General features: G+C 62.2%; 24 protein-coding genes. 19 read left to right on the top strand and 5 right to left on the bottom strand.

What is annotated here, in order from left to right:
- The first annotated feature begins 5 nt into the window (after positions 1–5).
- The 13 genes from AKL25_RS22935 (at position 6) to AKL25_RS22875 (ending at position 13,340) form a co-directional block, all read left to right on the top strand.
- Complete coding sequence (locus AKL25_RS22935; protein WP_050480023.1) at positions 6–821, top strand: SDR family oxidoreductase; 816 nt, start codon at positions 6–8, stop codon at positions 819–821.
- Positions 814–2,550 (top strand): thiamine pyrophosphate-binding protein, encoded by a 1,737-nt coding sequence (locus tag AKL25_RS22930; RefSeq protein ID WP_050480022.1) that lies wholly within the window; start codon positions 814–816, stop codon positions 2,548–2,550. The genes AKL25_RS22935 and AKL25_RS22930 overlap by 8 nt, the downstream gene beginning before the upstream one ends.
- 18 nt (positions 2,551–2,568) lie before the next feature.
- On the top strand, positions 2,569–3,369 hold the full coding sequence (locus tag AKL25_RS22925; protein ID WP_050480021.1) for an aspartate dehydrogenase: 801 nt from the start codon (positions 2,569–2,571) through the stop codon (positions 3,367–3,369).
- Between the two features lie 19 nt (positions 3,370–3,388).
- Complete coding sequence (locus AKL25_RS22920; RefSeq protein ID WP_050480020.1) at positions 3,389–4,873, top strand: aldehyde dehydrogenase; 1,485 nt, start codon at positions 3,389–3,391, stop codon at positions 4,871–4,873.
- A 64-nt stretch (positions 4,874–4,937) separates the two neighbouring features.
- Complete coding sequence (locus AKL25_RS22915) at positions 4,938–5,909, top strand: VOC family protein (RefSeq protein ID WP_050480033.1); 972 nt, start codon at positions 4,938–4,940, stop codon at positions 5,907–5,909.
- Positions 5,910–5,923: 14 nt separating this feature from the next.
- Positions 5,924–7,069: an FAD-dependent monooxygenase gene (locus AKL25_RS22910; protein ID WP_050480019.1), complete on the top strand. Its 1,146-nt coding sequence runs from the start codon at positions 5,924–5,926 to the stop codon at positions 7,067–7,069.
- 11 nt (positions 7,070–7,080) lie between these two features.
- Positions 7,081–7,416, top strand: coding sequence for a hypothetical protein (locus tag AKL25_RS22905; protein ID WP_050480018.1), 336 nt, complete (start codon positions 7,081–7,083; stop codon positions 7,414–7,416).
- Positions 7,416–7,649 carry a recombinase-like helix-turn-helix domain-containing protein gene (locus tag AKL25_RS22900; protein WP_016833380.1) on the top strand — a complete coding sequence of 78 codons (234 nt, stop codon included), beginning with the start codon at positions 7,416–7,418 and terminating at the stop codon, positions 7,647–7,649. The genes AKL25_RS22905 and AKL25_RS22900 overlap by 1 nt, the downstream gene beginning before the upstream one ends.
- A gap of 31 nt (positions 7,650–7,680) precedes the next feature.
- On the top strand, positions 7,681–8,727 hold the full coding sequence (locus AKL25_RS22895) for an aromatic ring-hydroxylating oxygenase subunit alpha (protein ID WP_050480017.1): 1,047 nt from the start codon (positions 7,681–7,683) through the stop codon (positions 8,725–8,727).
- A 16-nt stretch (positions 8,728–8,743) separates the two neighbouring features.
- On the top strand, positions 8,744–9,154 hold the full coding sequence (locus AKL25_RS22890) for a RidA family protein (RefSeq protein ID WP_420840728.1): 411 nt from the start codon (positions 8,744–8,746) through the stop codon (positions 9,152–9,154).
- Positions 9,155–9,166: 12 nt separating this feature from the next.
- Positions 9,167–10,117: a PDR/VanB family oxidoreductase gene (locus tag AKL25_RS22885; protein ID WP_050480015.1), complete on the top strand. Its 951-nt coding sequence runs from the start codon at positions 9,167–9,169 to the stop codon at positions 10,115–10,117.
- Positions 10,118–10,453: 336 nt separating this feature from the next.
- Entirely contained in the window at positions 10,454–11,539 is a 1,086-nt protein-coding gene (locus AKL25_RS22880; protein WP_050480014.1) for a porin, read from the top strand.
- A 76-nt stretch (positions 11,540–11,615) separates the two neighbouring features.
- The gene (locus tag AKL25_RS22875; protein ID WP_050480013.1) at positions 11,616–13,340 is read left to right on the top strand and encodes a methyl-accepting chemotaxis protein; all 1,725 of its coding nucleotides are present in this window, start codon (positions 11,616–11,618) and stop codon (positions 13,338–13,340) included.
- 27 nt (positions 13,341–13,367) lie between these two features.
- On the opposite strand, the gene AKL25_RS22870 is transcribed toward AKL25_RS22875, so the two are convergent.
- Both AKL25_RS22870 and AKL25_RS22865 read right to left on the bottom strand, forming a co-directional pair.
- The gene (locus tag AKL25_RS22870; protein WP_050480012.1) at positions 13,368–14,708 is read right to left on the bottom strand and encodes an LLM class flavin-dependent oxidoreductase; all 1,341 of its coding nucleotides are present in this window, start codon (positions 14,706–14,708) and stop codon (positions 13,368–13,370) included.
- A gap of 18 nt (positions 14,709–14,726) precedes the next feature.
- On the bottom strand, positions 14,727–15,704 hold the full coding sequence (locus tag AKL25_RS22865) for an aliphatic sulfonate ABC transporter substrate-binding protein (RefSeq protein ID WP_050480011.1): 978 nt from the start codon (positions 15,702–15,704) through the stop codon (positions 14,727–14,729).
- A gap of 200 nt (positions 15,705–15,904) precedes the next feature.
- On the opposite strand from AKL25_RS22865, the gene folE reads away from it, so the two are divergent.
- Positions 15,905–16,621, top strand: a complete 717-nt coding sequence (folE, locus tag AKL25_RS22860; RefSeq protein WP_050480010.1) for a GTP cyclohydrolase I — start codon at positions 15,905–15,907, stop codon at positions 16,619–16,621.
- 71 nt (positions 16,622–16,692) lie between these two features.
- Positions 16,693–17,118 carry a BLUF domain-containing protein gene (locus AKL25_RS22855; RefSeq protein WP_050480009.1) on the top strand — a complete coding sequence of 142 codons (426 nt, stop codon included), beginning with the start codon at positions 16,693–16,695 and terminating at the stop codon, positions 17,116–17,118.
- Between the two features lie 6 nt (positions 17,119–17,124).
- Here AKL25_RS22855 and AKL25_RS22850 read toward each other — a convergent pair whose 3' ends face one another.
- Entirely contained in the window at positions 17,125–18,354 is a 1,230-nt protein-coding gene (locus tag AKL25_RS22850; RefSeq protein ID WP_050480008.1) for an HD-GYP domain-containing protein, read from the bottom strand.
- 262 nt (positions 18,355–18,616) lie between these two features.
- Positions 18,617–20,044, bottom strand: a complete 1,428-nt coding sequence (locus tag AKL25_RS22845; RefSeq protein ID WP_050480007.1) for an MFS transporter — start codon at positions 20,042–20,044, stop codon at positions 18,617–18,619.
- A 288-nt stretch (positions 20,045–20,332) separates the two neighbouring features.
- Here AKL25_RS22845 and AKL25_RS22840 point away from each other — a divergent pair, with 288 nt between their 5' ends.
- The 4 genes from AKL25_RS22840 (at position 20,333) to AKL25_RS22825 (ending at position 24,376) form a co-directional block, all read left to right on the top strand.
- On the top strand, positions 20,333–21,904 hold the full coding sequence (locus AKL25_RS22840; protein ID WP_050480032.1) for a sensor histidine kinase: 1,572 nt from the start codon (positions 20,333–20,335) through the stop codon (positions 21,902–21,904).
- Between the two features lie 10 nt (positions 21,905–21,914).
- A complete protein-coding gene (locus AKL25_RS22835; RefSeq protein ID WP_050480006.1) occupies positions 21,915–22,421 on the top strand; it encodes a hypothetical protein in 507 nt (168 codons plus the stop codon).
- On the top strand, positions 22,422–23,807 hold the full coding sequence (locus AKL25_RS22830; RefSeq protein WP_050480005.1) for a sigma 54-interacting transcriptional regulator: 1,386 nt from the start codon (positions 22,422–22,424) through the stop codon (positions 23,805–23,807).
- Between the two features lie 221 nt (positions 23,808–24,028).
- On the top strand, positions 24,029–24,376 hold the full coding sequence (locus AKL25_RS22825; protein WP_050480004.1) for a BON domain-containing protein: 348 nt from the start codon (positions 24,029–24,031) through the stop codon (positions 24,374–24,376).
- 22 nt (positions 24,377–24,398) lie between these two features.
- On the opposite strand, the gene AKL25_RS24570 is transcribed toward AKL25_RS22825, so the two are convergent.
- Positions 24,399–24,661 (bottom strand): hypothetical protein (locus tag AKL25_RS24570; RefSeq protein WP_205627302.1); only part of this gene is annotated, 263 nt, incomplete at its 5' end.

The raw sequence follows: 24,661 nt of genomic DNA, 5'->3' as shown, positions 1-24,661 counted from the left end.
CAGCAATGAGCATGATTCAACTCGAAGGCAAAGTCGCCGTCGTCACGGGCGGCTCTTCGGGCATCGGCCTGGCGACTGTCGAGCTGTTGCTCGAAGCCGGCGCGGCGGTCGCGTTCTGCGGCCGCAACCAGGAGCGTTTGCAACAGGTGGAAGCGGAACTGCGCACGCGCTTTCCGCAAGCAAAATTGTTTTCGTCGGTCTGCGACGTGCTGTCGCAGGAGCAAGTGCAAGCCTTCGCCGCCGCCGTGGAAGAGCAGCTCGGCGCGGTGTCGATGCTGGTCAACAACGCCGGCCAGGGCCGCGTGTCGACCTTCGCCGATACCGAAGATGCAGCCTGGACCGAAGAGCTGCGCCTGAAATTTTTCTCGGTGATTTATCCGACCCGCGCCTTCCAGCCGCAACTGCAACGCATGAGCGCTGCGCACGGCGAGGCCGCAGTGGTCTGCGTCAACTCGCTGCTGGCGATCCAGCCGGAGCCGCACATGGTGGCGACGTCCGCCGCCCGCGCCGGCATCCACAATCTGGTGCGCTCGCTGGCCACGGAATTTTCGGCACAAAAAATTCGCGTCAACGGCATCCTCATCGGCCTGGTGGAATCCGGCCAATGGCGCCGTCGCTTCGAAGCCCGCACCGGTGCGGATCGCGACCTGACCTGGGAACAATGGACCCAGGCGCTGGCGCAAAAAAAGAATATTCAAATCGGCCGTCTCGGTCACCCACAGGAAGCCGCCCGCGCGATCGTTTTTCTCGCGACGCCGCTTTCTTCGTACACAACAGGCAGCCACATCGATGTTTCAGGAGGACTTTCCCGCCATGCCTAAGCAAACTCAACAAGTAACCGTCGGCTGCGCCATCGCAGCTTTTCTCGAACAATGCGACGTCAAGGCGGCATTCGGTGTGATCTCGATCCACAACATGCCCATCCTCGACGCCTTCGGCGAGCGCGGCAAGATCCGTTTCATCCCGGCGCGCGGCGAAGCCGGCGGCGCCAACATGGCTGACTCGTATGCACGCACTACCGGCGGCCTGGGCGTCTGCCTGACCTCCACCGGCACTGCCGCCGGCAACGCCGCCGGCGCCATGGTCGAAGCACTGACCGCCGGCACGCCGCTGCTGCACCTGACCGGCCAGATCGAAACGCCTTACCTCGATCAAAGCCTGGCTTACATCCACGAAGCGCCGGATCAGCTGTCGATGCTCAAAGCGATTTCCAAAGCCGCCTTCCGCATCCGCAGCACCGAGACCGCCATCAGCACCATCAAGCTGGCCGTGCAAACTGCGCTGACGCCGCCGATGGGCCCGGTCAGCGTCGAGATTCCTATCGACATCCAGGCTGCGCTGATCCCGATGCCGTCCGATCTGCGTCCGCTGCCGATCGCTGTGCAGGCGCCTTCCGAACACGCACTCGATGAACTGGCCGAGCGTCTGCTCAAAGCCAAGCGTCCGCTGCTGTGGCTGGGCGGCGGTGCGCGCCAGGCCAGCAAGCAGGTGCAGCGTCTGCTGGCGCTCGGCTTCGGCGTCGTCACCAGCACGCAAGGCCGCGGCATCGTGGCGGAAGACGACCCGCGTTCGCTGGGCGCCTTCAACCTGCACAAGCCGGTTGAAAATTTCTATCAGACCTGCGACGCCGTTGTCGTGATCGGCTCGCGCCTGCGCGGCAACGAAACACTAAAGTACGAACTGAAACTGCCGCGTCCGCTGTACCGCATCGACGCCGATCCGTCGGCCGAAGGCCGCTGCTACAACAGCGACCACTTCGTTTGCGGCGACGCGGCGCTGGCGCTGGAAGGCCTGGCGGATCGTCTCGAAAAACGCAAGAGCGCGATTCAGATCGACCCGGCCTTCATGGGCGATCTGCAAAAAGCGCGCGACACCGCAGTCGCCGGCCTGATCGACGGCCTCGGTCCTTACAGCGCACTGGTCGAGCAAGTACAGCAGGCCGCCGGCCGCAAGTTCAACTGGGTGCGCGACGTCACGGTGTCGAACAGCACCTGGGGCAATCGCTACCTGCGCATTTTTGATCCGCTGGCCGGCGTGCACGCACTCGGCGGCGGTATCGGCCAGGGCCTGGCAATGGGCATCGGCGCAGCCATCGGCGCAGCGGTCACCGAATCCGGCAAGAAAACTTTCACGCTGGCCGGCGACGGCGGTTTCATCCTCAACCTGGGCGAACTGGCGACTGCGGTGCAAGAGAAAGCCGACATGGTCATCGTGCTGATGAACGACAAGGGTTACGGCGTCATCAAGAATATCCAGGACGTGCAATACGGCGGCCGCCGCCACTACGTCGACCTACACACGCCGGATTACGCGCAGCTGTCGCAGGCACTGAGCCTGCGTCACGCCCGCGTGAGCAATCTGGCCGATGTCGAAGGCGCATTGAAGAATGCGCTGTCCGAGCCAGGTCCTTTCCTGCTCGAAATCGACATGCTGACCATCGGCAGCTTCAAGACTGCTTTCGCCGGTCCGCCGGTAACGGAAAAAGCCGCAGCGGAAGCCGCCGCCGCTTCCGTCGCCACGACTAAAACAGCTGCAACTGCAGCCGCCTGAAGAAACTGAGGAGAAACCATGCTGCATGTTTCGATGATCGGTTGCGGCGCCATCGGCGTCGGCGTGATGGAGCTGCTGAAAAGCGATCCGGAAGTCGCCTTCGATGTCGTCATCGTGCCGGAAGCCAACATGGCCAACGCCCGCACCGTGGTGTCGTCGCTGGCGCCCAAGGCGCGTGTCGAGACCCGTCTCGGCGAGGACCGTCCCGACCTGCTGATCGAATGCGCCGGCCATCAGGCGATTGAAGAGCACATCATTCCGGCGCTGTTGCGCGGCATTCCGTGCATGGTGGTGTCCATCGGCGCCTTGTCGGAACCCGGCCTGGTCGAGAAGCTGGAAGCCGCAGCACGCGAAGGCAAGACGCAGGTGCAATTGCTCTCGGGCGCCATCGGCGCGATCGACGCCTTGTCGGCGGCGCGCGTCGGCGGTCTGGAGTCGGTGGTCTACACCGGCCGCAAGCCGCCCAACGCGTGGAAGGACACGCCGGCCGACGGCCCGTTCGACCTCGCCAACCTGACGGTCGCCACCGTGATCTTCGAAGGCAGCGCACGCGAAGCGGCGCGCCTGTATCCGAAGAACGCCAACGTCGCCGCCACGCTATCGCTGGCCGGCCTCGGCCTGGATCACACGCAAGTGCGTCTGTATGCCGATCCGGGCGTCACCGAAAACGTGCATCACGTGGAAGCCAAGGGCGAGTTCGGCGGGTTTGAACTGACCATGCGCGGCAAGCCGCTGGCGGCCAATCCCAAGACATCGGCGCTGACCGTATTCAGTGTGGTGCGTGCGCTCGGTAATCGTGCACATGCGCTGTCCATTTAAGTGATGTGAACCACAAATCATGACCGAACTGAATCTCAACGAAACACTGCCGATTTGCGTCGCTGGCGAATGGCGTCTGGGCGGCGGCGATCGCTACGCGACGCTGTACCCGGCCACCGGCGAAGCGGTTGCTTATCTGAATGCCGCCAGCGTGGCCGATGTCGAAGAAGCCATCGTCGGCGCCGACAAAGCCTTTCGCACCAGCGGCTGGGCGCAGAAGAAACCGCATGAACGCGCCATCGTCCTGTACCGCGTCGCGCAACTGATCCGCGAACGCGGCGAAGCGTTGGCGCAACGTCAGCGTCTCGACAACGGCAAGCCGATTACCGAAACGCGCAACCTGGTCGGCAGCGCTGCTGCAACCTTCCAATTCTTCGCAGCCGCTTGCGAAACATTGGAAGAAACCATCACGCCGATGCGCGGCGACAACCTGACCATGAGCGTCTACGAAGCCATGGGTGTGGTCGCTGCCATCACACCATGGAATTCGCCGATCGCCAGCGAAGCGCAAAAGATGGCGCCCGCACTGGCCGCCGGCAATGCCGTGGTGGTCAAGCCGGCCGAAGTCACGCCGTTGATGGCGCTGGAGCTGGCCAGGATCTGCGAAGAAGCCGGCGTGCCGAAAGGCCTGATCAGCGTGCTGCCCGGCAAGGGTTCCGTGATCGGCGACGCCATCACCTTGCACCCGCTGGTCAAGCGCGTGTCCTTCACCGGCGGCACTACCACCGGCAAGCACATCGCCCACATCGCCGCCGACAAGATGATGCCGGTCTCGCTGGAACTGGGCGGCAAGTCGCCGACCATGGTGTTCGACGACGCCGACATCGACCATGCCGTGGCCGGCGTGCTGTACGGCATTTTCAGCAGCTCGGGTGAATCCTGTATCGCCGGTTCGCGCCTGTTCGTGGCGCGCAGCATTTACGACAGTTTCATGGAACGTCTGGCGGCAGGCGCGGCGGCATTGCGCGTCGGCGATCCGGCTGACGAGCGCACGCAGATGGGTCCGCTGATCACCGCGCGCCATCGCGAAGGCATCGAGTCCTACGTCTCCATCGGCGTCGCCGACGGCGGCCGCATCCGCACCGGTGGTACGCGTCTTGCAGGCGATCAGTTTGCACGCGGTTACTACTACTCGCCGACCATCATCGAAGGCGTCACCAACGACCAGCGCATCTGCCAGGAAGAAATTTTCGGACCGGTGCTGGTGGCGATGCCTTTCGACAACGAAGAGGATCTGATCGCGCAAGCCAACGACAGCGTGTACGCGCTGGCGGCCGGCATCTGGACGCGCGACTACAAGAAGGCCTGGCGTTTCGGTCGCGCGGTGCAGGCGGGCAATGTATGGATCAACACCTACAAGCAGTTCTCGATTTCAACGCCGTTCGGCGGCTGGCGCGACAGCGGACTGGGACGCGAAAAGGGCCGCCTCGGCATCCTGCAATACATGGAGCAGAAGAGCATGTATTGGGGCTTGAACGAGAACCCGCTGCCGTGGGCCGGCTAAGTTAAGTGCATTAATCGCCGCCGCGACCGTGAAGCACGCGTCGGGCGGCAACAAGGAGCAAGAAATGGATGTATTAGGTATCGACGAAATCACTTACGGCGCGGACGACCTGCCCGCCTGCCGTCAGTTCTTCCTCGACTGGGGCATGACGCTGGCGCAGGAGAGCGCCGAGGCTTTGGCGTTCGAATCGCAAAACGGTTGCCGCGTGATCGTACGCAATAGTGCCGATCCGACTTTGCCGCCGGCCATCGAAGCCGGTCCGACATTGCGTGAAGTGGTGTGGGGGGTGTCTGCCGCCGAGGTGCTGCCGAAGTTTGCGGAACGCATCAAGGATCTGCCAGGCTACATCAACGACGGCAAGCGCGTCGGCTGTACCGATCCCAACGGCCTGGCCGTGCGTTTCCAGGTTTCGCAAAAGCGCGACGTGCAGGTCGAGTGCGCCACCATGAATACCTGGAACGAAAAGAATCGTATCAATCAGCGCAGCCCCGTGTACGACCACGCTTCGCCGATCGAAGTCGGCCACGTCGTGTTCTTCGTCAAGGACGTCAAGGCCTGCGAGAAATTCTACTGCGAGAACTTCGGCTTCGTGCCGTCGGATCGCTATCCGGAACGCGGCGCTTTCCTGCGCTGCGCCGACGTCGGCGGCCATCACGATATCTTCCTGCTGCAACCGCCGGAAGCACGCTCGGGTTTGAACCACGTGGCCTTCACTGTGCGCGATATCCACGAAGTCTTCGGCGGCGGCATGCACATGTCGCGCAAGGGCTGGGATACGCAACTGGGCCCGGGTCGTCACCCGATCTCGTCGGCGTATTTCTGGTACTTCAAGAACCCCGCCGGCGGCCTGATCGAATACTACGCCGATGAAGACCAGCTCGACGCCGACTGGCAGCCGCGCGATTTCGAACCGGGGCCGACCGTGTTCGCCGAATGGGCGATCGACGGCGGCATCGACGGCAACACACGCCGTCAAAAGAACGCGCAAGGGCCGACAGGAAAATTCCTGACCGACCGTCAACCGACACACAAGTAATCGGAGCAAGTCATATGTCTTCTTTCAAAATCGGTATTCTCGGCGCCGGCATCGGCGGTCTGACCGCCGCCATCGCGCTGCATCGCGCCGGCCACGATGTGGTGGTGTATGAGCAGTCCAAACAATTCCTGCGCGTCGGCGCCGACATCAATCTCACGCCCAATGCCGTGCGTGCTCTCGACGGCCTCGGTATTGCCGACGCCGTGCGCCGCACCGCTGCGCGCCCGACTCATCGCATCAGCCGCACCTGGGATAGCGGCGAAGAAACCTCGCGCCTGGAAATGGGCGACACCGCCGAGAAGAAATACGGCGCGCCGCAACTGACCATCCATCGCGCCGACTTGCTGGCGGCGCTGGCGGAAGTCTTCCCGGCCGAGCGCGTGCAGTTCGCCAAGCGTGCCGAAGCGATTGTCGAAGACGCACAAGGCATCACATTGAGCTTCACCGACGGCACCACCGACAAAGTCGACGTGCTGATCGGCGGCGACGGCATCCACTCCGCCGTGCGCAGCGCCATGTTCGGCAAGGAAAGCCCGCGCTTCACCGGCGTGGTCGCCTTCCGCGCCGTGATCCCGGCCGACAGCGTGGCGCAGGTGCCGAACCTGCAGGCCTTCACCAAATGGTGGGGACCGAATCCGGAAAGCCAGATCGTCACTTTCCCGCTCAACTGCGGCAAAGACATTTTCATCTTTGCGACGACTGCACAAGAAAGCTGGCACCTCGAATCGTGGACCACGCCGGGCAGCGTGCAGGAACTGCGCGACAGCTACGCCGGCTTCCATCCCGACGCGACGGCGCTGCTGGACGCCTGCGACGAAGTATTGAAGACCGCACTGTACGAACGCGATCCGCTGCCGCACTGGTCCAAGGGCCACATGACGCTGCTGGGCGACGCCAGCCATCCGATGATGCCGTTTATGGCGCAAGGCGCCGGCATGGCGATCGAAGACGCCGTGGTGCTGGCGCGCTGCCTGGAAAAAGTGACGAGCGTCGAGGGTATAGCCGAGGCGCTGCAAACCTATCAGGAACTGCGCCTGGAACGCACCAGCAAGATCCAGATCGGCTCGCGCGGCAACAACTGGCTGCGTGAAGGCGGCAATGCGGATTGGGTGTACGGCTACGACGCCTGGGCTATTCCGCTTGAAGCGGAAACGGTCTGAGGGTCTGAGTGATGAACGACACCGACAAAAAATCCGACCTGATGCTGCTGACCGTGCTGCTCAAGCACGATCAGTCAAAGAACCTGGAAGACATCCAGGCGCACATGAAGAAGGTCGGCTGGTGGGACAGGTTTCCCGTCGAAGGCACGCGCGTGGTGTCGTGGACCGTGGCCATGGGCCTGGGCCAGATCGTCACGCTGGAACTGCCGCCGGCCTTGCTGCCGCTGGTGAACGTGGAGCTGGAACGCTCCGCCTGGGGCGTGTTCCGCACGGAATGCTACCCGACTTACGATTTTGTACCTGTGCGTGAGCGTATCCGCGAGCGCGTCAAGAATGGAGGCCAATAATGGTTGCAACAGTCACAGAGGTTTATCTCAATCCGCATCAGGCGCGTCGTCGTGCGCCGACCCAGTATGAAGATCTGCTGGGCGATTCCATCGAGCGTGCCTATGGCGCCGGCATCACCGAGCTGGCGGCGTTGGTCGCGCATCTGAATCGCACCGGTCCCGGTTGCCCGTATAACAACGGCGTGTGGACCGAAGAGAATTATCAGCAAGAAATTGCCCGCTTGGCGGCTTGAACCGGCCAGCCTACCCTCAGGAGAAATAGCAATGAGAACGACAGCCAATGATCCAGTCGATGCGGTCCTCGCCGTTGGATTGAAAGATTTGTGGTACCCGATCTGCCCATCCGAATTCGTCGCCGAGCGCCCTGTGTCGCTGCGCCGCCTGGGCAAGAAGTTTGTGCTCTGGCGTGAAGCCAACGGCGCCTTGCACGCGCTGGAAGATCACTGTCCGCACCGCGGCGCGCCGCTGTCGATGGGTATCGCCATGGGCGATCGCATCGCCTGCGGCTACCACGGCGTGCAAGTGCGTTTTGACGGCGTGGTCATGAGCGTGCCCGGCAGCCCGGGCTGCAAGCTGGAAGGCGCAAAGGCCACCCGTTCGTACCATGTCACCGAAGCCTGCGGCGCGATCTTCCTGTTCAACGCCAGCAGCGACATCGCCGAACCGCCGCCGCTGCGCCTGCCGGAAGAACTGACCAGCCCCGAGTATTCCAACTTCCTGTGCTATACCGAATGGAAGGGCGACTACCGCTACGTGCTGGACAACGTCATGGACCCGATGCACGGCACCTTCCTGCACAAGCAATCGCACTCGATGGCCGAAGGCGACAACACCGCCTCGTTCGGCATTCGTGAAACCGACATCGGCTTCGTGTTCGAAAAAGAAGGCCAGCGCGACGTCAACTTCGACTGGACCGAATGGGCCGACACCGATCTGCATTGGATGCGTCTGGCGATCCCGTATCCGAAGACCGGCGGCCCGGGCGGCAGCTTCGTCATCGTCGGCAGCTACACGCCCATCGTCGACAACATCGCGGCGGTATTCCACTGGCGTTGCCGCAAGCTGACCGGCTGGCAAAAAGACACCTGGCGCTTCCTCTATCGCAACCGCCTGGAAGCGCGTCACTGGAACGTGCTGGAGCAAGACCGTGCGGTGCTTGAAGTGATGGAGCCCGACGCCAACCAGCGCGAAATGCTGTACCAGCACGACATGGGCATCGTGCGTCTGCGTCGCCACATGCGCGGTCTCGCCAAGGAACAACTGGCGAAGGAAGAAGCGGCGCAGGAAAACAAGTCGGCCAAGGCAGCGTAGGTAGATGACTGCGCAGATGACCACAGTCCGTCACATCAAAACCGACAAGGTGGCCGAACTGGCCACCGCGACCTGGTCGAATTGCCTGGTGATCGGCAATGAGATTGCGATGTCGGGCATGACCGCGCATCCGGCTTCGCGCAACAGCGTTCTGTCGACCTACGAGCAGACGCTGGTGGTGCTGGGCAAGGTACGCGATCTGGTGGAAGCCGCCGGCGGCACGCTGGGCAGCATCTACAAGCTGGTGATTTATGTGAAGGACATCGCGGACAAGGATGAAGTCGGCCGCGCGCGCCGCGATTTCTTCAAAGCTCCTTATCCGTGTTCGACGCTGGTGGAAGTCAGCGGTCTGGTGTTTCCGGAATTGACGGTCGAGATCGATGCGTTCGCGCGGCTCGATATCGATTTGCAGCAAGCAGTTTCCTGATTTGGATTTTTTATGAGCAGCTCTCTTCTTTCCGTCCGTGTCCAGGCCATGCGCTTCGAAGCGCAGGGCATCGTCAGCGTCGAGCTGGTGTCGCCTGAAGGCGCCGCGCTTCCGGCCTTCGAAGCCGGTTCGCATATCGACCTGCATCTGGGCAACGGCATCGTGCGCAGCTATTCGCTGCTGAACTCGCCCGCCGAGCAGCATCGCTATATAGTCGGCGTGCTCAACGACCGCAACAGCCGCGGCGGTTCGCGCTATGTGCACGAACAGTTGCGCGTCGGTGCGACGCTGACGATTTCCGCGCCGCGCAACAACTTCCCGGTCGACGAGAGCGCCGCGCATTCGGTGCTGATCGCCGGCGGCATCGGCATCACGCCGATCTCCTGCATGCTGAATTACCTGCGCGGCAAGGGTAAATCGGCCGAGCTGCTGTACTGCGCGCGCTCGCGTGCCGAAGCGGCGTTCGCCAACGAGCTGTTGCAACAGCCGGGCGTGAGCAGCCATTTCGACGCCGAGAAAGGCGCGCCGCCAGACCTGCGCGCTTTCCTCGCGAGCAAGCCGAAGGACGCGCATTTCTATTGCTGCGGCCCGACGCCGATGTTGAACGCCTTCGAAGCGATCTGCGCCGAACTCGATCTGCCCAACGTCCACATCGAACGTTTCGCCGCAGCGGAAAACGTCGCCGCCGTGCAAGGCGATGAATACGTCGCCGAACTGGCGCGCAGCAAAAAGTCAGTGACCGTGCCGGCCGGTAAATCCTTGCTGGACGCGCTGCTCGATGCGGGCCTTGATGTCGACCACAGCTGCCGCGAAGGCGTTTGCGGCGCCTGCGAAACCAAGGTGCTCGAAGGCGAGCCGGAACATCGCGACGGCGTGCTGAGCAAGGCCGAGAAGGCCTCGAACAAGATGATGATGGTGTGCGTTTCAGGCTGTAAAGGACGCCGCCTGGTGTTGGATCTGTAGTACTTAAGCGCTCCCAAAAATGCCCGCAAGCGCCGGGCATTTTTTTGAGCCCGAACATTTTTGTGGAACGTTGATTCATGGGTGAAACAAAGACCTGATTCAACGCTCCGCGAACCTGTTCAAGGTCCGTAGCGAGAGGCCATCAGCTGGTGGCGCCCGGAGCGGAGAAACCGGAGTGTACTCGGGTACACGAGGATTTCGAGCACCGGACGACGCCAGATCATGGCCTCGCAGTAGGAGCTTGGGCAGGTTACAGGGATTCACCTTTCATCGGCGCGGGGCAGATGAGAGCAGTGAACGCGGCGTCAGCCGTGCTTAATTGAAGGGGAGTTTTTCATGAAGAAGGTACTCTTTGCCGTCGCCGCCACAGGCTTCGCGGCAAGCGCATTCGCCCAGAGCAACGTGACGATCTACGGTAGTCTGGACGCAGGCGTGGCATACATCAACAACCTCGGCGGCGGTTCCGTCACTCGCCTGGACCAGGGCACCATGCAACCGGACCGTATCGGCTTCCGCGGCAGCGAAGACCTGGGCGGCAACCTGAAGGCCAACTTCCAGCTGGAGACCGGCTTCTACACCGATACCGGCGCCCAGCCGACAGCCGGCAAACTGTTCAACCGCTACAGCACCGTCGGCCTGTCCGGCGACTTTGGCGCGGTGGTGATGGGCCACATGCCTGACATCGTGTTCGAATACGTCGGCAAGCTGTCCAACGGCTATCAGCTGACCAACTGGTATCTGTTCCACCCGGGTAACCTGGACAGCCTGGCCAACACCTATCAGTCCGACAATGCGGTGCGCTACACCACGCCGACCTGGTCGGGCTTTCAGGCCAGCGCCATGTACGGTTTCGGCGAAGTGGCAGGCGACAGCGGCAACGGCCGCAACATCAGCACCGGCGCGACTTACACCAATGGCCCATTGCGCGCAGCGTTCGCTTATTCCAAGCTGAACAACCGCGCCGCCGGCTATGCAGGCGCTTTCCTCTCGAGCGTCGGTCTGGGTACTGCAGCGACCGTCTTCAACAGCCTGACGACCACCGCCGGCGGCATCGGCTACACCATCGGCAACGTGCGTCTGAACACCGACTACACGCAAGTCAAGATCGCGTTGCCTAGCGGTCAGACGCCGAAGCAGAAGAACTTTGACCTGGGTGCGGCATGGCGCTATGCAACAGCTGACACGCTGAACGTCGGCTACAGCTTGTCCAAGCTGGAAGGCGCGCGCTGGAACACCGTCAGCCTGAGCAATGTGCACGCCTTGTCCAAGCGCACCGAGCTGTATGCGCAAGTGGCCTACCAGCGTGCAGGCGGCGATGCGAAGTTCGCCGTCATGAACGGTACCGGTGCAGGCGGTGCGACCGGCGTGTCAGGCGGCTCCGGTCAGATGGTGACGACCTTGGGTATGCATCACTCGTTCTAAGTTGCAGTCAATGTAGCAAGCAACCCGGCGCCGACCGACATCCCGGCGCCGGTTTGTTTTTGGGGGAAAGAAAAAGATGACTAATTTGAAACTTGGTACGCGTCTGGGTCTCGCGTTCGGTTTGGTGGTACTGCTGCTGATCGGCATCACCGGCCTCGGCATTCAAAGCCTCGGTGCCTTACATGACGGCACGCAGCTGATCGTGAAGAACCGCTATCCGCAAGTGGTGGTCGCCAACGACATCGTGCTGCAGATCAGCGACAACGCGATTGCCATGCGCAACATCCTGCTGATTGACGATCACGATACCTTGCTCAAGGAAATCCAGCGCATCGAAGACGGTGAAAAGGGTATCAACGCCAATCTCGCCACGCTCCAGCAAATGCTGTCGAGCGACATGGGGCGCAAGTCTTTCGGCGAGATATCCGCCTTGCGCGCAACCTATGAAAACGGTCAGAAGGAATTCCTCAAGCTGGCCTCCACCGGCGCCACCATGGATGCGTCGCAGTTGTTGCTGACGTCATTGCGCACCGACCAGCAGAATTACATCAACCGCGTCAAAGGCTTTATCAAGGGCGGCTCCATCGTGATGGCCAAGAGCAGCACCGAGGCCAGCGATCTCTATCACAGCAAGACCGCCATCATGCTGAGCATGGCGGCGATCGCCGTGGTGCTGGCCTGCGGTTTTGCGTTCTGGATCACGCGTTCGATCACACGCCCGGTCAATCACGCGGTGCAGGTGGCGCAGAGCGTTGCCGCCGGCGACCTCAGCAGCCATGTCGAAGTGAGTTCGCAAGACGAGATCGGCCAGTTGCTGATGGCGTTGCGAGAGATGAACGGCAGCCTGACCACCATCGTCTCGGAAGTGCGTACCGGCGCCGACACCATCGCCACGGCATCGAGCGAAATCGCCAGCGGCAACCTCGACCTGTCCAGCCGCACCGAGCAGCAGGCCGGTTCGCTGGAAGAGACCGCCGCCACCATGGAACAGCTGACGTCCACCGTCAAACAGAATGCCGAGAATGCGCGCCAGGCCAATCAGCTGGCGGCGACCGCTTCCGACGTCGCCACGCACAGCGGCTCGGTGGTGGCGCAGGTGGTGACGACCATGGGTTCCATCAGCGAATCGTCGCGCAAGATCGTCGACATCATCAGTGTGATCGACGGCATTGCCTTCCAGACCAACATCCTGGCGCTCAATGCCGCGGTGGAAGCAGCGCGTGCCGGTGAGCAGGGCCGCGGTTTTGCGGTCGTCGCCAGCGAAGTGCGCAGCCTGGCGCAACGTTCGGCCGGCGCCGCGAAAGAAATCAAGGCCCTCATCGATGACTCGGTCGAGAAAGTCGACATGGGCAGCAAGCTGGTCGAACAGGCCGGCAGCACGATGGATGAAGTCGTCGCCAGCGTTAAACGGGTGAGCGACATCGTCGGTGAAATCAGCTTCGCCAGCCAGGAGCAAAGCTCAGGCATTGAGCAGGTCAACCAGGCCATCACGCACATGGATGAAGTGACCCAGCAGAATGCGGCGTTGGTCGAGCAGGCCGCCGCCGCTGCGCAGTCGCTGCAGGATCAGTCGGCCAACCTGGCGCAGGTGGTGGGGGTGTTCCGTCTTGGTTCTCGAGACTTTGCGCACGATGCGCCGCGGTTGGCGAAGCCGGCGACTTCGGCAGCTGCGATTGCTCCACGCGTCGCTGCACCGGCGGTGCGCAAGCTTGCACGAGCGTCTGCATCTGCACGGGCGCCCGCATTGGCGAGTACTGCTTCCGGAGTGCCGGCCGGCGACGGCGATTGGGAAACGTTTTAAGGCCTGAGCAACGCCCAGGCAAAACACTCAGGTAAAACGATTCCGCGGACGCGCCAGCCCCAAATGTTGGCGCAGCGTGTCGCCCTCATATTCGCGGCGGAACAGGCCGCGCTCCTGCAAAATCGGCACCACCTGTTCGACGAAGTCGGTCAGCGATTCGGGCAGGTAAGCCGGCATCAGGTTGAAGCCGTCACAGGCGCCGCTGTTGAACCATTCGGCGAAGTTGTCGGCGATCTGTTCGGCGGTGCCGGCCACTACGCGGTGCGAGCGGCTGCCGCCGAAGCGTTTGCCGAGCTGGCGCAGCGTCAGATTGTCGCGCTTGGCCATTTCCTGCACCAGCTTGTAGCGGCTCTGGTTGCCGCGTATCTCTTTCAGCTCCGGCAGCGGCTCATCCAGCGAATACACCGACAGGTTGTGGTTCATGCTGTCGGACAGCAAGGCCAGTCCGCCCAGCGGGTGCACCAGGTCTTCCAGATGGCGCAGCTTTTCTTCGGCTTCGGCCTGCGTGGCGCCGATGATCGGCATCACGCCTGGCAGGATCTTGATGCTGTCCGGCGTGCGGCCGTATTTGAGGACGCGGGCATGGATGTCGTTGCGGAATTCACGCGCTGCCGTGATCTGCGGCTGCGAAGAGAAAATCACCTCCGCCGTCTGCGCGGCAAAGTCGCGCCCGGTATCCGATGACCCGGCCTGGATCAGCACCGGGTGGCCTTGCGGCGGACGCGTCACGTTGAGCGGTCCGCGCACGCCGAACCAGTCGCCCTTGTGATGCAGGTAGTGGACTTTTGACGGATCGGCGTAGACGCCGTTTTCCTTGTCGAGCACCAGCGCATCGTCCTCCCAGCTGTCCCACAACTTCGTCACGACATCGAGGAATTCATGCGCGCGGCCGTAGCGGGTTTCGTGTTCCAGATGTTCCTGCTTGCTGAAGTTGAGCGCTTCGCCGTCGTTGGTCGAGGTGACGATATTCCACGCGATGCGTCCGCCGGTGAGGTGGTCCAGCGTGGCGAAGGCGCGCGCCAGGAAGAACGGTTCGTTATAGGTCGTGGAGGCGGTAGCGGCCAGGCCGATTTTTTCCGTGACGGCGCCGAGTGCGCCCAGCAGCGAGATCGGTTCCGGCCGCGCCTGCGCGAGGTAGCGCACGGTGGTGTCGAAACGGTTGTCGTAGCGGTCGGAAATCGCCAGCCGGTCGGCAAAGAAGATCAGGTCGAACTTGCCCGCCTCGGCGGTCTGCGCCAGCTTCTTGTAGTAGGCCAGGTTCATGGTGTTGGCCGGATCGACGCCGGGAAAGCGCCAGCCGGCGGCGTGATGGCCGACCGACATGAGGAAGGCGCCGAGGTGCATTTGTTTGGAGGGTGAGGATGACATGGCGAACTCGCTATTGAATTATTTGACGGACACCGAGGCGTCCCTGATCTGCACGGCCTTGGGAATCAGCTTGTAGCGGAAGAAGGTGTTGGCGACTTCCTGTTGCGACTCGACGATGTTGGGAGGCAGCGGGTAGGCCACGCCCCAGGCCTGGCGCGTCAGGGCGAGCTGCCAGGTTTTTTGCGGCACGCGGGTGTCCTTTTCGAGGAAGCGCGCGGTTTCGTCGGCATGATCCTTGGCGTATTGCTCGGTGTCGTTGAGTTTGTCGAGCGTGATGCGCAGGATGGCCGGATAGGTCGCGGCGAACTTTGCCGGCGCGACATAGAAGCTGTATTGCGGCGCCAGTTTCGATGCGGTCACCAGCGGCCGCGCGCCGATGTTCTGCTCGATGTCGGCCAGGCGCGGATCGGGCACGACCCAGGCGGCGACGTCGCCGCGTTCGAAGGCGGAGCGCGCTTCGCTGTATTGCAGGTAGGCGAAGACGATGTCGTCGGGCTTCATGCCGTCCTGTTCCAGCGCCTTGAGCAGCAGGTATTGGCCGGCCGACCCTTTGGCGACGGCGATCTTCTTGCCTTGCAGGTCTTTCATGCGGCGCGCGGCGGATTCCTTCGGCACCACGACGGCGTAGTTGTCCTTATAGGCAGCGGCGTAACCGACGTAGCGGATCTCCGGCGCGCCGCCGGCCTGGGCGAACACCGGCGGTGTCGAGCCGACGAAGCCGAGATCGATGTCGCCGGCGTTGAGCGCTTCCACCATCGGCGGGCCGAAGGGGAATTCGAACCATTTGACGGTGACGCCGTTGGGCGCGAGGGCTTTTTCGAGCTCGCCGCTGGCCTTGAGGATGACCAGGCTGTTGCCTTTCTGATAGCCGATGCGGAACTCCTTGGGATAGGAAGCGGCAGGCGCGGCTGCATGGGAGGAGGTGACAGCGGCCGACAGGCTGAGACTGAGCGCAAACAGCGCACCGAGGGCGCGCTTGAAAAGTGGGACGGACATGGGTTTCCAGCGACGAGTGAAAGGATGGTCGCTGACGATAGCACCGGCGCGGCGCGGAATTAAGGACTGTTTCCGCATGTCGATATGCGGCGGGCGTCTATGGTGGAGGCGGCATCTCCACGGCTCGCAAATGAAAGCCCGGTTTCGGGGCATAATGTCGACAATTTCATTCGCACTGTGCCGTCGCGCACAATTCCACAATGGCAACAGACCAACCACGACCAAGCGTGCACGACGAACTGGTTTCCGAATTAGTGTCGGCGCGTATCCGCGCGCGCATCAAGGCGGCCGGCGTACGTTTTCACGCCAACGACAATATTGCCGAATTCATCAAGGACGGCGAGCTGGAGGCCCTGCAGGCTGAAGTGCAGGCCAAGCTGGCCGGCGTGCTCGAGAGCCTGGTGATCGATGTCGAGAGCGACCACAACACCCAGGACACCGCCAAGCGCGTGGCCAAGATGTATGTACAGGAAGTGTTCCGCGGCCGCTATCAGGCGCCGCCGCCGGTGACCGAATTCCCGAATATCGAACGCCTCAACGAACTGATGATCGTCGGTCCGATCACGGTGCGCAGCGCCTGCTCGCATCACCTGTGCCCGATCATGGGCAAGGTCTGGGTCGGCGTGATGCCGAACGAACATTCCAATCTGATCGGCTTGTCCAAGTATGCGCGCCTGATCGAATGGATCATGAGCCGTCCGCAGATTCAGGAAGAAGCCGTGTCGCAGGTCGCCGATCTGCTGATGCAAAAGCTGCAGCCGGACGGCCTGGCGATCGTGATGGAAGCCGATCACTTTTGCATGCACTGGCGCGGCGTCAAGGACACCGAGTCGAAGATGATCAATAGCGTCATGCGCGGCTCTTTCCTGCGCGACGCCAATCTGCGCCGCGAATTTTTGGCGCTGATCAGGAAGTAAGCCAGGAAACAAGTCAGGAAAGAAGCAGGGTTATTTTTCCGTAGCAAATCTGCAAGCCGAAAGGAAGCATCATGCTGGTCCGTCTGATTTACGCAAGCCGCGCCTGTGAATCCATCACCCAGGAATCGGTCGACGCCATCCTGGCGACGGCGCGCCGCCACAATCCCGTCAACGGCATCACCGGCGTGCTGTGCCACAGCGACGATGTTTTTGTGCAGGCGCTGGAAGGCGGGCGCGATCAGATCAATCAGTTGTACGCGCGCCTGTTGCAGGACAAGCGGCACAAGGATGTGGTCTTGCTGTGCTACGAAGAAATCGACGTGCGCCAGTACTCGTCGTGGACCATGGGCAAGGTGCGGCTGGACAAGGTCAACCGCTCGCTGCTGCTGAAGTATTCGAGCACCGGCGTGCTCAATCCCTACGACGTGTCGGGCTGCGCCACGGTGGCCTTGCTGGAAGAGTTGGCGGCGGCGGGCGCGTTTGCCGTGCGCGATTAGAACCGTTCAGTTCAGTCCGCTGGAAGCCCAGATGGTTTCCAGGTTGGGCAGGTTCGGCATCTTGGACGGATCTGCGTAGGAGGCGATCTTGTCGCCGCTGCGGGTGGTGGCGAGATCGATGATCTCGATCGGCAGCATGGCCATCGTGGTCGCCGAGAAAAACACTTTCACTGTGGGCGTCAGCAGCGATCCGGGATGCTGGTCGATGACGATGCCTACCTTCCCCGAGTGCATCAGCACGCAGGATCCGGTCGGAAAAATTCCCACGCTCTTGATGAAGGCTTCGAGGATGGTTTCGTCGAAGTGGCCCTGGTTGTTGGCCATGCGCTTGATCGAATGGCCGGGTTCCCAGCCCGGCTTGTAGGGCCGGTTCGAGGTGATCGCATCATAGACGTCGCACACCGCGCCCATTTTCGCCACCAATGAAATCTGGTTGCCCTTGAGATTGAAGGGATAGCCGCTGCCGTCGATTTTTTCGTGATGATGCAGCGAGACGTCGAGCGCGGCGTCGCCGATGCCGTCGACGCCGCGCAGGATGGCGTGGCCGGCTTGTGCGTGCTTCTTGATGGAGGTGAATTCCTCGTCGGTCAGCTTGCCGGGTTTGTTGAGGATCTCGGCCGGCACCGCCATCTTGCCGATGTCGTGCAACAAGCCGGCCAGGCCCGCTTGCCGGGTTTCTTCCGGCGACAGGCCGAGCTGGTGTCCCAGCGCAATCATCAGGGCGCACACCGCGACCGAATGCATATAGGTGTAATCGTCGGAGGTCTTGAGACGCGCCAGGCTGATCAGCGCGCCGCGGTTGCGCGAGACGGAGGCGGTGATTTCCTGCACGACCGGCATCGCCTGCTTCACATCCAGCGCCTTGCCCATGCGGGTTTCGTTGAACATGGTCATGATGGCTTTTTTGGAGCCGGTCAGCACGCGCGCGGCCTGGACGCGTTCCTGTTCGGCGCCGACCTGTATGGAAATTTTTGCCTGCCTCGGTTTTGCTGTTTCGGCTTCGGGTTCAGCAGGTGCAGCAGCGGCAGGTTTGGGCGCATCTTCGACTATGATGTCGCGGCCCTTGGTGGTGTCGATCAGGATTTCGTCGATCTTGGCGGAACGCAGCGTCTTCAGATCTTCGTATTTTTCCAGCTTGAAAGAACCCCGCCAGAATGGATGATTCATCCACGGGCCTGGGATCTCCTGGACATACATGCCAAGACGAAGTTGATCGGGTGCAATACGCTTCAACACTGCCGGTCTCCGATGGAGGCGTTAGTAAGGTTGCTGCTGTGAAAGGTGCATGAATCGTGGGTTTGAGACGACTCAGCACAGCGATTGCATGTGCTTATCGTAGCAGAACATTCTCGGAATGTGGCTGCTGTTTATTGTTGTATTTTGTTGCGATTTTTTTGTCATGCCCGAATAAAAAAACGCGCGCAGAAATGCAAACCGCGGACAAACTGCAAATCATATGCAGCTTGTCCGCGGCGGCGAAACGAGGCGGATCGCGAGTTTATTTTTTTGCGTACGAGGCGGCCGGATTGGTGGTCAGCAGACGCAGGAAACTGGCCAGGCATGCCGCACCGGCAAAACCGGCGCCGAGGCCCAGCGCCAGCCGCGAACCGTGCAGGGCCGACATGCTGAAGCACAGGGCCACCAGCGCTGCGCCGATGCTTTGCCCGAACAGGCGCGCGGTGGCGACGATGCCGCTGGCGCCGCCGCTGCGTTCCGGCGGCGCGCTGGTCATCAGCGCTTTCAGATTGGGCGACTGGAAGAAGCCGAAGCCCATGCCGCACACCAGCATGCGCCACGAGATGTCGAACACGCTCGGGCTGGCCGGCATCAAGGTCATCAGCACCAGGCCGATGCACAGCAGCGCCAGGCCGAAGCCGCCCAGCATGCCGGCCGGATAACGGTCGGACAAGCGGCCGGCGATCGGTGCCATGATGGCAACGGCTACCGGCCACGGCGTCATCAGCAGGCCGATGTCGACCTGGCTGCGGCCGAGATCGTGGTGGAAGAAAAACGGCAGCGAGACGAACGCCAGGCCTTGCGCGGCGAACGAACATACGGCGGTGACCGCCGATAGCGCAAACATCGGCCGGCGGAACAGATCGACCGGCAGCATCGGCGCCGGATGCGAGGCTTCGCGGCGCATCAGCAGGTAACCGCACACCAGCGCTGCGACGAATTCCGCCACGACCACGCTGGTCTCGGCCTGGTGCGCGCCTTCGCCGATGGCGAGGATCAGCAGGCCGAAGGCGGCGGCGTTGAGCAGGGCGCTCTTGATATCAAAATGGTGGGTCGATTTGGGCGTGTGCGGCAGCGCGGGGATGGCCATCGCTAGGCCGATGATGCCGAGCGGCACATTGACCGCAAACAGCCACGGCCACGGCGCAATCGCCAGAATCCCGGAGGCTACGCTGGGGCCGACGGTGAAGGAGATGGCGACGATCAGCGTGTTGATGCCGACGCCGCGTCCCAGCGAGCGGGTCGGGTAGATGTAGCGGATCAGCGCGGTATTGACGCTCATGATGCCGGCGCCGCCCAGCCCTTGCAGGAAACGCGCGACCGTCAGCGAGGGCAGCGACCAGGCCACGGCGCACAACAGCGAGGCCGCGGTGAACAGCGCCAGCCCGGCGATGTAGATGCGGCGGTAGCCGACGATTTCGCCCAGTGCGGCCAGCGGCAGCAGCGACACCATCATCGCCAGCTGGTAAGCCGTGACGATCCAGACCGAGGCGGCCGGGGTGGTATTGAGATCCTTGGCCATGACCGGCAAGGCGGTGTTGGCGATGGCGGTATCCAGCGTGGCCAGGCCGACGGCGATCAGCAGCGTGATGATGGCGAGCGTGCGTTTGTCGTCCGGCAGTCCTTCTCCGGCGATGACGATGTGATGATGGGGGGCAGAGGCGGTAGCCGTGGACTTCGAAGGTTCCATGGGAGCGGTAGTCGGGTAACAGGTGAGGAAGAGGGTGGCGCGGGCGGGCATGGGCGGACGTGAAAGCGGCTGAATCACCCGTGCCAAAGCCTCAGCCATGATATACGGGAACCGTCGGCGCTGCAGACGAGGGCCGTTTTTGGGCCGCGCGGGCACCTCGGGAGCGGTTCGCGGTCCTAATTGTGCGTCAATATTGATTTCAAGTATTTTCTAAAGAATATAAGATAGCTTTCTGATTCGATGATGTCGTTGTTTACAATGGCGCTCTATCCTAGCGAGAACGATTTCATGTTAAAGCAGGCTGTTTTGCAACAACCGGTATCTCATTCTTCCGCTTCCCGGCCATCCGGCGTCTTGCCGGGGTTGTCGTTTCGTCAGCTGCTGCTGGCGGCATTCCTGCTGATTGCCGCACTGCTGAGCGGCACCTCCGTGCACGCCTTGTTTACCCTGGAGCGCATGTCGGCGCACAGCCGCGAGACGGCAGGGCAGGCCGTACGCCTGACCGAACAGGCGCAGCGCCTGGCCGAGCGCACCGTATCCATGGAGCGCAGCGCGCGGCAATTTCTGGTGCTGGACGATCCCGCCTTCCGCGATCGCTATGCCGAAGCCTGGCAGCAGGCCAAGTCCTCGCTGGCCGAGTTGCAGCAGGCGTTGCCGCAGGCGCCGGCCGATCTGTTCACTTCCTGGAGTACCTACGGCGAGGCGGCCTGGACCGTGCTGCAGTCGGATCCGGACCAAAGCCAGCCGGCGGCGCCGGCTTCAGGACGGAATTCCGCACAGAACGCAGCGCAAGCAGCGGCGCAGAAGTCGGCGCAAAACCAGCGCAAGCTCGACCAGCGCACCCTGTTCGAAGCCTTTGCCCATCTGCCGGCGCTCAACGAGCAACTGGCGCTGGAGAGCAAGCGCGAGGTGGAGCGCCGCAACAATGCCTTGTCCGACGAGCTGGAGCAGCAGCGCAAGATGCTGACCTTCCAGGTGATCGGCGCCATCGTGCTGGCGGTGCTGCTGGCGTTCTGGTTCGGCATGTGGCTGTCGCGCCCGCTGGCGCGCATGGAAGCGGCGATCGGGCGGCTCGGCGACAATCGTTTCGATCAGCCGATTGTGGTCAAAGGCCCGGCCGATTTGCGCCGGCTCGGCCAGCAGCTGGACTGGTTGCGCCAGCGCCTGGCCGACCTGGAGGCGGAGAAGTCGCGCTTCCTGCGCCATGTCTCGCATGAATTGAAAACGCCGCTGGCGGCCTTGTGCGAAGGCGCGGCCCTGCTGGATGACGAAGTGGCCGGCAAGCTGACCGACAGCCAGCGCGAGATTTCGCGCATCCTGCGCCAGAATACGCAATCGCTGCAGACCCAGATCGAAGATTTGCTGCGCTATAACGAAGTCGCCTTCGACGCCCAGCGCATCAACCGCTTGCCGGTCGATCTGCGCGCGCTCTTATATAAGGTGATTGACGACCAGCGTCTGCAATGGGTGGCGCGCGATCTCAAGGTCGAGGTGGAAGGCGGCGCCAGGACGGCGGTGCTGGATCCGGACAAGTTTGCGATCGTATTGGCCAATCTGCTGTCGAACGCGGTGCGCTTCAGCCCGCAGGGCGGCACGATACGTTTTGTGCTGTCGGGCAGCGAAGGGCGGGTACGCATCGATTGCGTCGACCAGGGGCCGGGCGTGGCGGCAACCGATACGCACCGCATCTTCGATCCTTTTTATCAGGGCCTGAACCAGCCGCAAGGCGCGCGCCACGGCAACGGCATCGGTCTGTCGATCGTGCGCGAATATGTGCTGGCGCATAACGGCGACGTGCAACTGGTGCCGCGCGACGGCGGCGGGGCGCATTTCCGTATTGAGCTGCCGGACGAAAGCTAGAGTCGCTTCCATGAAAACAAAAATACTTCCTCTGCTCCTGATCTCGCTGCTGACCGCGTGTGCAACGCCGCCGCCGCCGGAAGCGCCGACCACCACCGTCAAGCTGGTGACGACGGCAGGCGGCATGGACGACTTGCTGACTTATCACCAATCCTTGCGTCGCCTGTCGCAGCAGGAACTGGGCCGCGAATTGCAGGCGCTCAATGCGCGCCAGGGCGGTGCCATGCTGGCGATGCAAAAAGCCATGGTGCTCGGCCTGACGCATGACGCCAACGATCTGGCGCGCGCGCAGGTGCAACTGGGCGCGGTATTGAATGCCACGGATTCCGACGCGGCGGCCTTGAAGCCGCTGGCGCAACTGCTGGTGAGCAACTACGCCGAGATGCGCCGCCTGAGCGACAACGCCGAAAAAGCCGGCCAGCAGGCCAAGGAAAGCCAGCGTCGCATGGACCAGCTGAGCGAGAAGCTCGAAGCGCTCAAGAACATCGAGCGCACCTTGCCCGGCCAGGCCAAATAGATGGACAAGCCCGTGAGCAGCCCGCGCCATTTGCTGCTGGTCGATGACGATGCGGATCTGCTGCAATTGTTGTCGCTGCGGCTGACGGCCAACGGCTATCGGGTGACGGCGGTCGGTAGCGCCGAAGCGGCGCAGGCGCAGATGGCGATCGAGCTGCCGGCGCTGGTTATCAGCGATATCCGTTTGCCGGACAAGGACGGGCTGGCGCTGTTCGATGAAATCCGCGCGCAGTATCCGGCCTTGCCGGTGATCCTGCTGACGGCGCACGGCACCATTCCCGACGCGGTCGATGCCACCACGCGCGGCGCCTTTGCCTATCTCACCAAACCGTATGACGCCAAGATCCTGCTGGCCAAGATCGCGCAGGCGCTGAGCCTGACCGCTTGCGATGATGCCGCCGGCGACGAGGCTTGGCGTGAAGAACTGATCAGCCGCAGTCCGCGCATGGCGGAGGTGTTGTCGGAGGCGCGGCTGGTGGCGGTGTCGGACGCCAGCATTCTGATACGCGGCGAAAGCGGCACCGGCAAGGAGTTGCTGGCGCGCGCCATCCATCGCGCCAGTCGCCGCGCCAAGGCGCCGTTCATTGCGGTCAACTGCGCGGCGATTCCCGAGCAGTTGCTGGAGTCGGAGTTGTTCGGCCACGTCAAAGGCGCGTTCACCGGCGCGGTCGAGCATCGCAAGGGCTTATTCCAGGCGGCCAACGGCGGCACCTTGTTTCTCGACGAGATCGGCGACATGCCGTTGCCGCTGCAGGTGAAGTTGCTGCGTGTGCTGCAGGAACGCACGGTGCGCCAGGTCGGCGCCAATGACGCCGTGCCGGTGGATGTGCGGATTTTGTCGGCGACCCATCGCGATCTGGATGCGGCGATGGCCGACGGCTCGTTTCGTGAAGATCTTTATTACCGGCTCAATGTCGTGACGCTGGCGCTGCCGGTGCTGGCCGAGCGCCGCGAAGACATCGCCTTGCTGGCCAACCATTTCCTGCAATTGATTGCCGCAAAGTATCAGAAGAGGCTCAACGGCTTCGCGCCCGATGCGCTGGAAATCCTGATGATGGCCGCCTGGCCGGGCAATGTGCGGCAGCTCTATAACGTGGTCGAGCAGGTGTGCGCGCTGTCGACCGCGCCCCTGATCTCGGCGGCGCTGGTGCAGCGAGCCTTGCGCGTGCCGGCGCTGGAGGTATTGCGCTACGCCGACGCCAAGCAGCGTTTCGAGCGGGACTATCTGATTCAACTGCTGAAATTGACTGACGGCAACGTTACTGATGCCGCCCGGCTGGCGGACCGGAACCGGACCGAGTTTTACCGCTTGCTGCAGAAAAACGGTCTCGATCCCAGTGTTTTCCGCGGAGATGACGAGGGTGTCGCCGCAGAGCGACAAGAATAAGCCTTTATAAATCAAAGGTTTAGTCGATCAGGGCAGGATGGTGTCGCTCTCAGGCGACGAAAATCGGCGATATTGGCGGGTTTGTTGCCTGCCGACAGCGGCTGATTTTTCTAAGTTGCTGAATTCATTGAGGTTTTTCCGCATGGCACGGCCTTTGCGAAAGAGAGGGCAGGTAGCGCTTCAAGCGTTGTCTTTCTTTTTCACACTATAAGGACATCATCATGCAAACCACCAAAACGATTTCGACGCTGGTTACCGCCGCTTTCCTGACCGCGGTTGCTGCACCTGCCGTCTACGCCGCCGATGCTTCCGAGACTTCTTCGTCGCCTACCGCGCAAAAGGCCGGCGCCTATGTCGACGACTCCGTGATTACCGCCAAGGTGAAGGCCGCCTTCGTGGAAGACAGCCAGGTGTCGGCCCTGAAGATCAAGGTCACCACCAAGAAGGGTATCGTTACCCTGGCCGGCGCCGTGCCTAATGCCGAAGCCGGCCAGCACGCCCTGCAAGTTGCTGCCGCCATCGACGGCGTGAAGGACGTCAAGAGCGCCCTGACCGTCAAGGCAAGCTAATCTGAGCGATTTGTTGCAGCGCTTATGTTGAATTAATTGCTGCACTGAAACAAAAATTCAGCCCGCCCCGCCAGGGGTGGGCTGAATGCATTTGAAGTTCAAAAAATTTTTTCAGGGCCAAATTCAGGCTTGGTGCGGGTTTGCGGCAAGGTCGCGTAAAAAGTTTAAATAATTTGGCAAAAATAGTTGCACGGATCGGAAAACCTTTGCTATAGTTCGCCTCCCCGCTGACGAAGCGACGCAGCAAAAAGCAAGACGCAGCGAGCCAGGTGGGGATCTGCAGCC

Origin of the sequence: Herbaspirillum rhizosphaerae, assembly GCF_001189965.1 — a bacterium.
In the GTDB taxonomy this organism is placed as follows: domain Bacteria; phylum Pseudomonadota; class Gammaproteobacteria; order Burkholderiales; family Burkholderiaceae_D; genus Herbaspirillum; species Herbaspirillum rhizosphaerae.
The sequence above is the reverse complement of the archived record's forward strand: the minus strand, read 5'-3'. Positions and strand labels throughout refer to the sequence as shown.

Bases quoted from the DNA above. Each gene is read 5' to 3' on its own strand.
- AKL25_RS22935 (WP_050480023.1), top strand. From the start codon at position 6: ATGAGCATGATTCAACTCGAAGGCAAAGTCGCCGTCGTCACGGGCGGC.
- AKL25_RS22930 (WP_050480022.1), top strand. From the start codon at position 814: ATGCCTAAGCAAACTCAACAAGTAACCGTCGGCTGCGCCATCGCAGCT.
- AKL25_RS22925 (WP_050480021.1), top strand. From the start codon at position 2,569: ATGCTGCATGTTTCGATGATCGGTTGCGGCGCCATCGGCGTCGGCGTG.
- AKL25_RS22920 (WP_050480020.1), top strand. From the start codon at position 3,389: ATGACCGAACTGAATCTCAACGAAACACTGCCGATTTGCGTCGCTGGC.
- AKL25_RS22915 (WP_050480033.1), top strand. From the start codon at position 4,938: ATGGATGTATTAGGTATCGACGAAATCACTTACGGCGCGGACGACCTG.
- AKL25_RS22910 (WP_050480019.1), top strand. From the start codon at position 5,924: ATGTCTTCTTTCAAAATCGGTATTCTCGGCGCCGGCATCGGCGGTCTG.
- AKL25_RS22905 (WP_050480018.1), top strand. From the start codon at position 7,081: ATGAACGACACCGACAAAAAATCCGACCTGATGCTGCTGACCGTGCTG.
- AKL25_RS22900 (WP_016833380.1), top strand. From the start codon at position 7,416: ATGGTTGCAACAGTCACAGAGGTTTATCTCAATCCGCATCAGGCGCGT.
- AKL25_RS22895 (WP_050480017.1), top strand. From the start codon at position 7,681: ATGAGAACGACAGCCAATGATCCAGTCGATGCGGTCCTCGCCGTTGGA.
- AKL25_RS22890 (WP_420840728.1), top strand. From the start codon at position 8,744: ATGACCACAGTCCGTCACATCAAAACCGACAAGGTGGCCGAACTGGCC.
- AKL25_RS22885 (WP_050480015.1), top strand. From the start codon at position 9,167: ATGAGCAGCTCTCTTCTTTCCGTCCGTGTCCAGGCCATGCGCTTCGAA.
- AKL25_RS22880 (WP_050480014.1), top strand. From the start codon at position 10,454: ATGAAGAAGGTACTCTTTGCCGTCGCCGCCACAGGCTTCGCGGCAAGC.
- AKL25_RS22875 (WP_050480013.1), top strand. From the start codon at position 11,616: ATGACTAATTTGAAACTTGGTACGCGTCTGGGTCTCGCGTTCGGTTTG.
- AKL25_RS22870 (WP_050480012.1), bottom strand. From the start codon at position 14,708: ATGTCATCCTCACCCTCCAAACAAATGCACCTCGGCGCCTTCCTCATG.
- AKL25_RS22865 (WP_050480011.1), bottom strand. From the start codon at position 15,704: ATGTCCGTCCCACTTTTCAAGCGCGCCCTCGGTGCGCTGTTTGCGCTC.
- folE (WP_050480010.1), top strand. From the start codon at position 15,905: ATGGCAACAGACCAACCACGACCAAGCGTGCACGACGAACTGGTTTCC.
- AKL25_RS22855 (WP_050480009.1), top strand. From the start codon at position 16,693: ATGCTGGTCCGTCTGATTTACGCAAGCCGCGCCTGTGAATCCATCACC.
- AKL25_RS22845 (WP_050480007.1), bottom strand. From the start codon at position 20,044: ATGGAACCTTCGAAGTCCACGGCTACCGCCTCTGCCCCCCATCATCAC.
- AKL25_RS22840 (WP_050480032.1), top strand. From the start codon at position 20,333: ATGTTAAAGCAGGCTGTTTTGCAACAACCGGTATCTCATTCTTCCGCT.
- AKL25_RS22835 (WP_050480006.1), top strand. From the start codon at position 21,915: ATGAAAACAAAAATACTTCCTCTGCTCCTGATCTCGCTGCTGACCGCG.
- AKL25_RS22830 (WP_050480005.1), top strand. From the start codon at position 22,422: ATGGACAAGCCCGTGAGCAGCCCGCGCCATTTGCTGCTGGTCGATGAC.
- AKL25_RS22825 (WP_050480004.1), top strand. From the start codon at position 24,029: ATGCAAACCACCAAAACGATTTCGACGCTGGTTACCGCCGCTTTCCTG.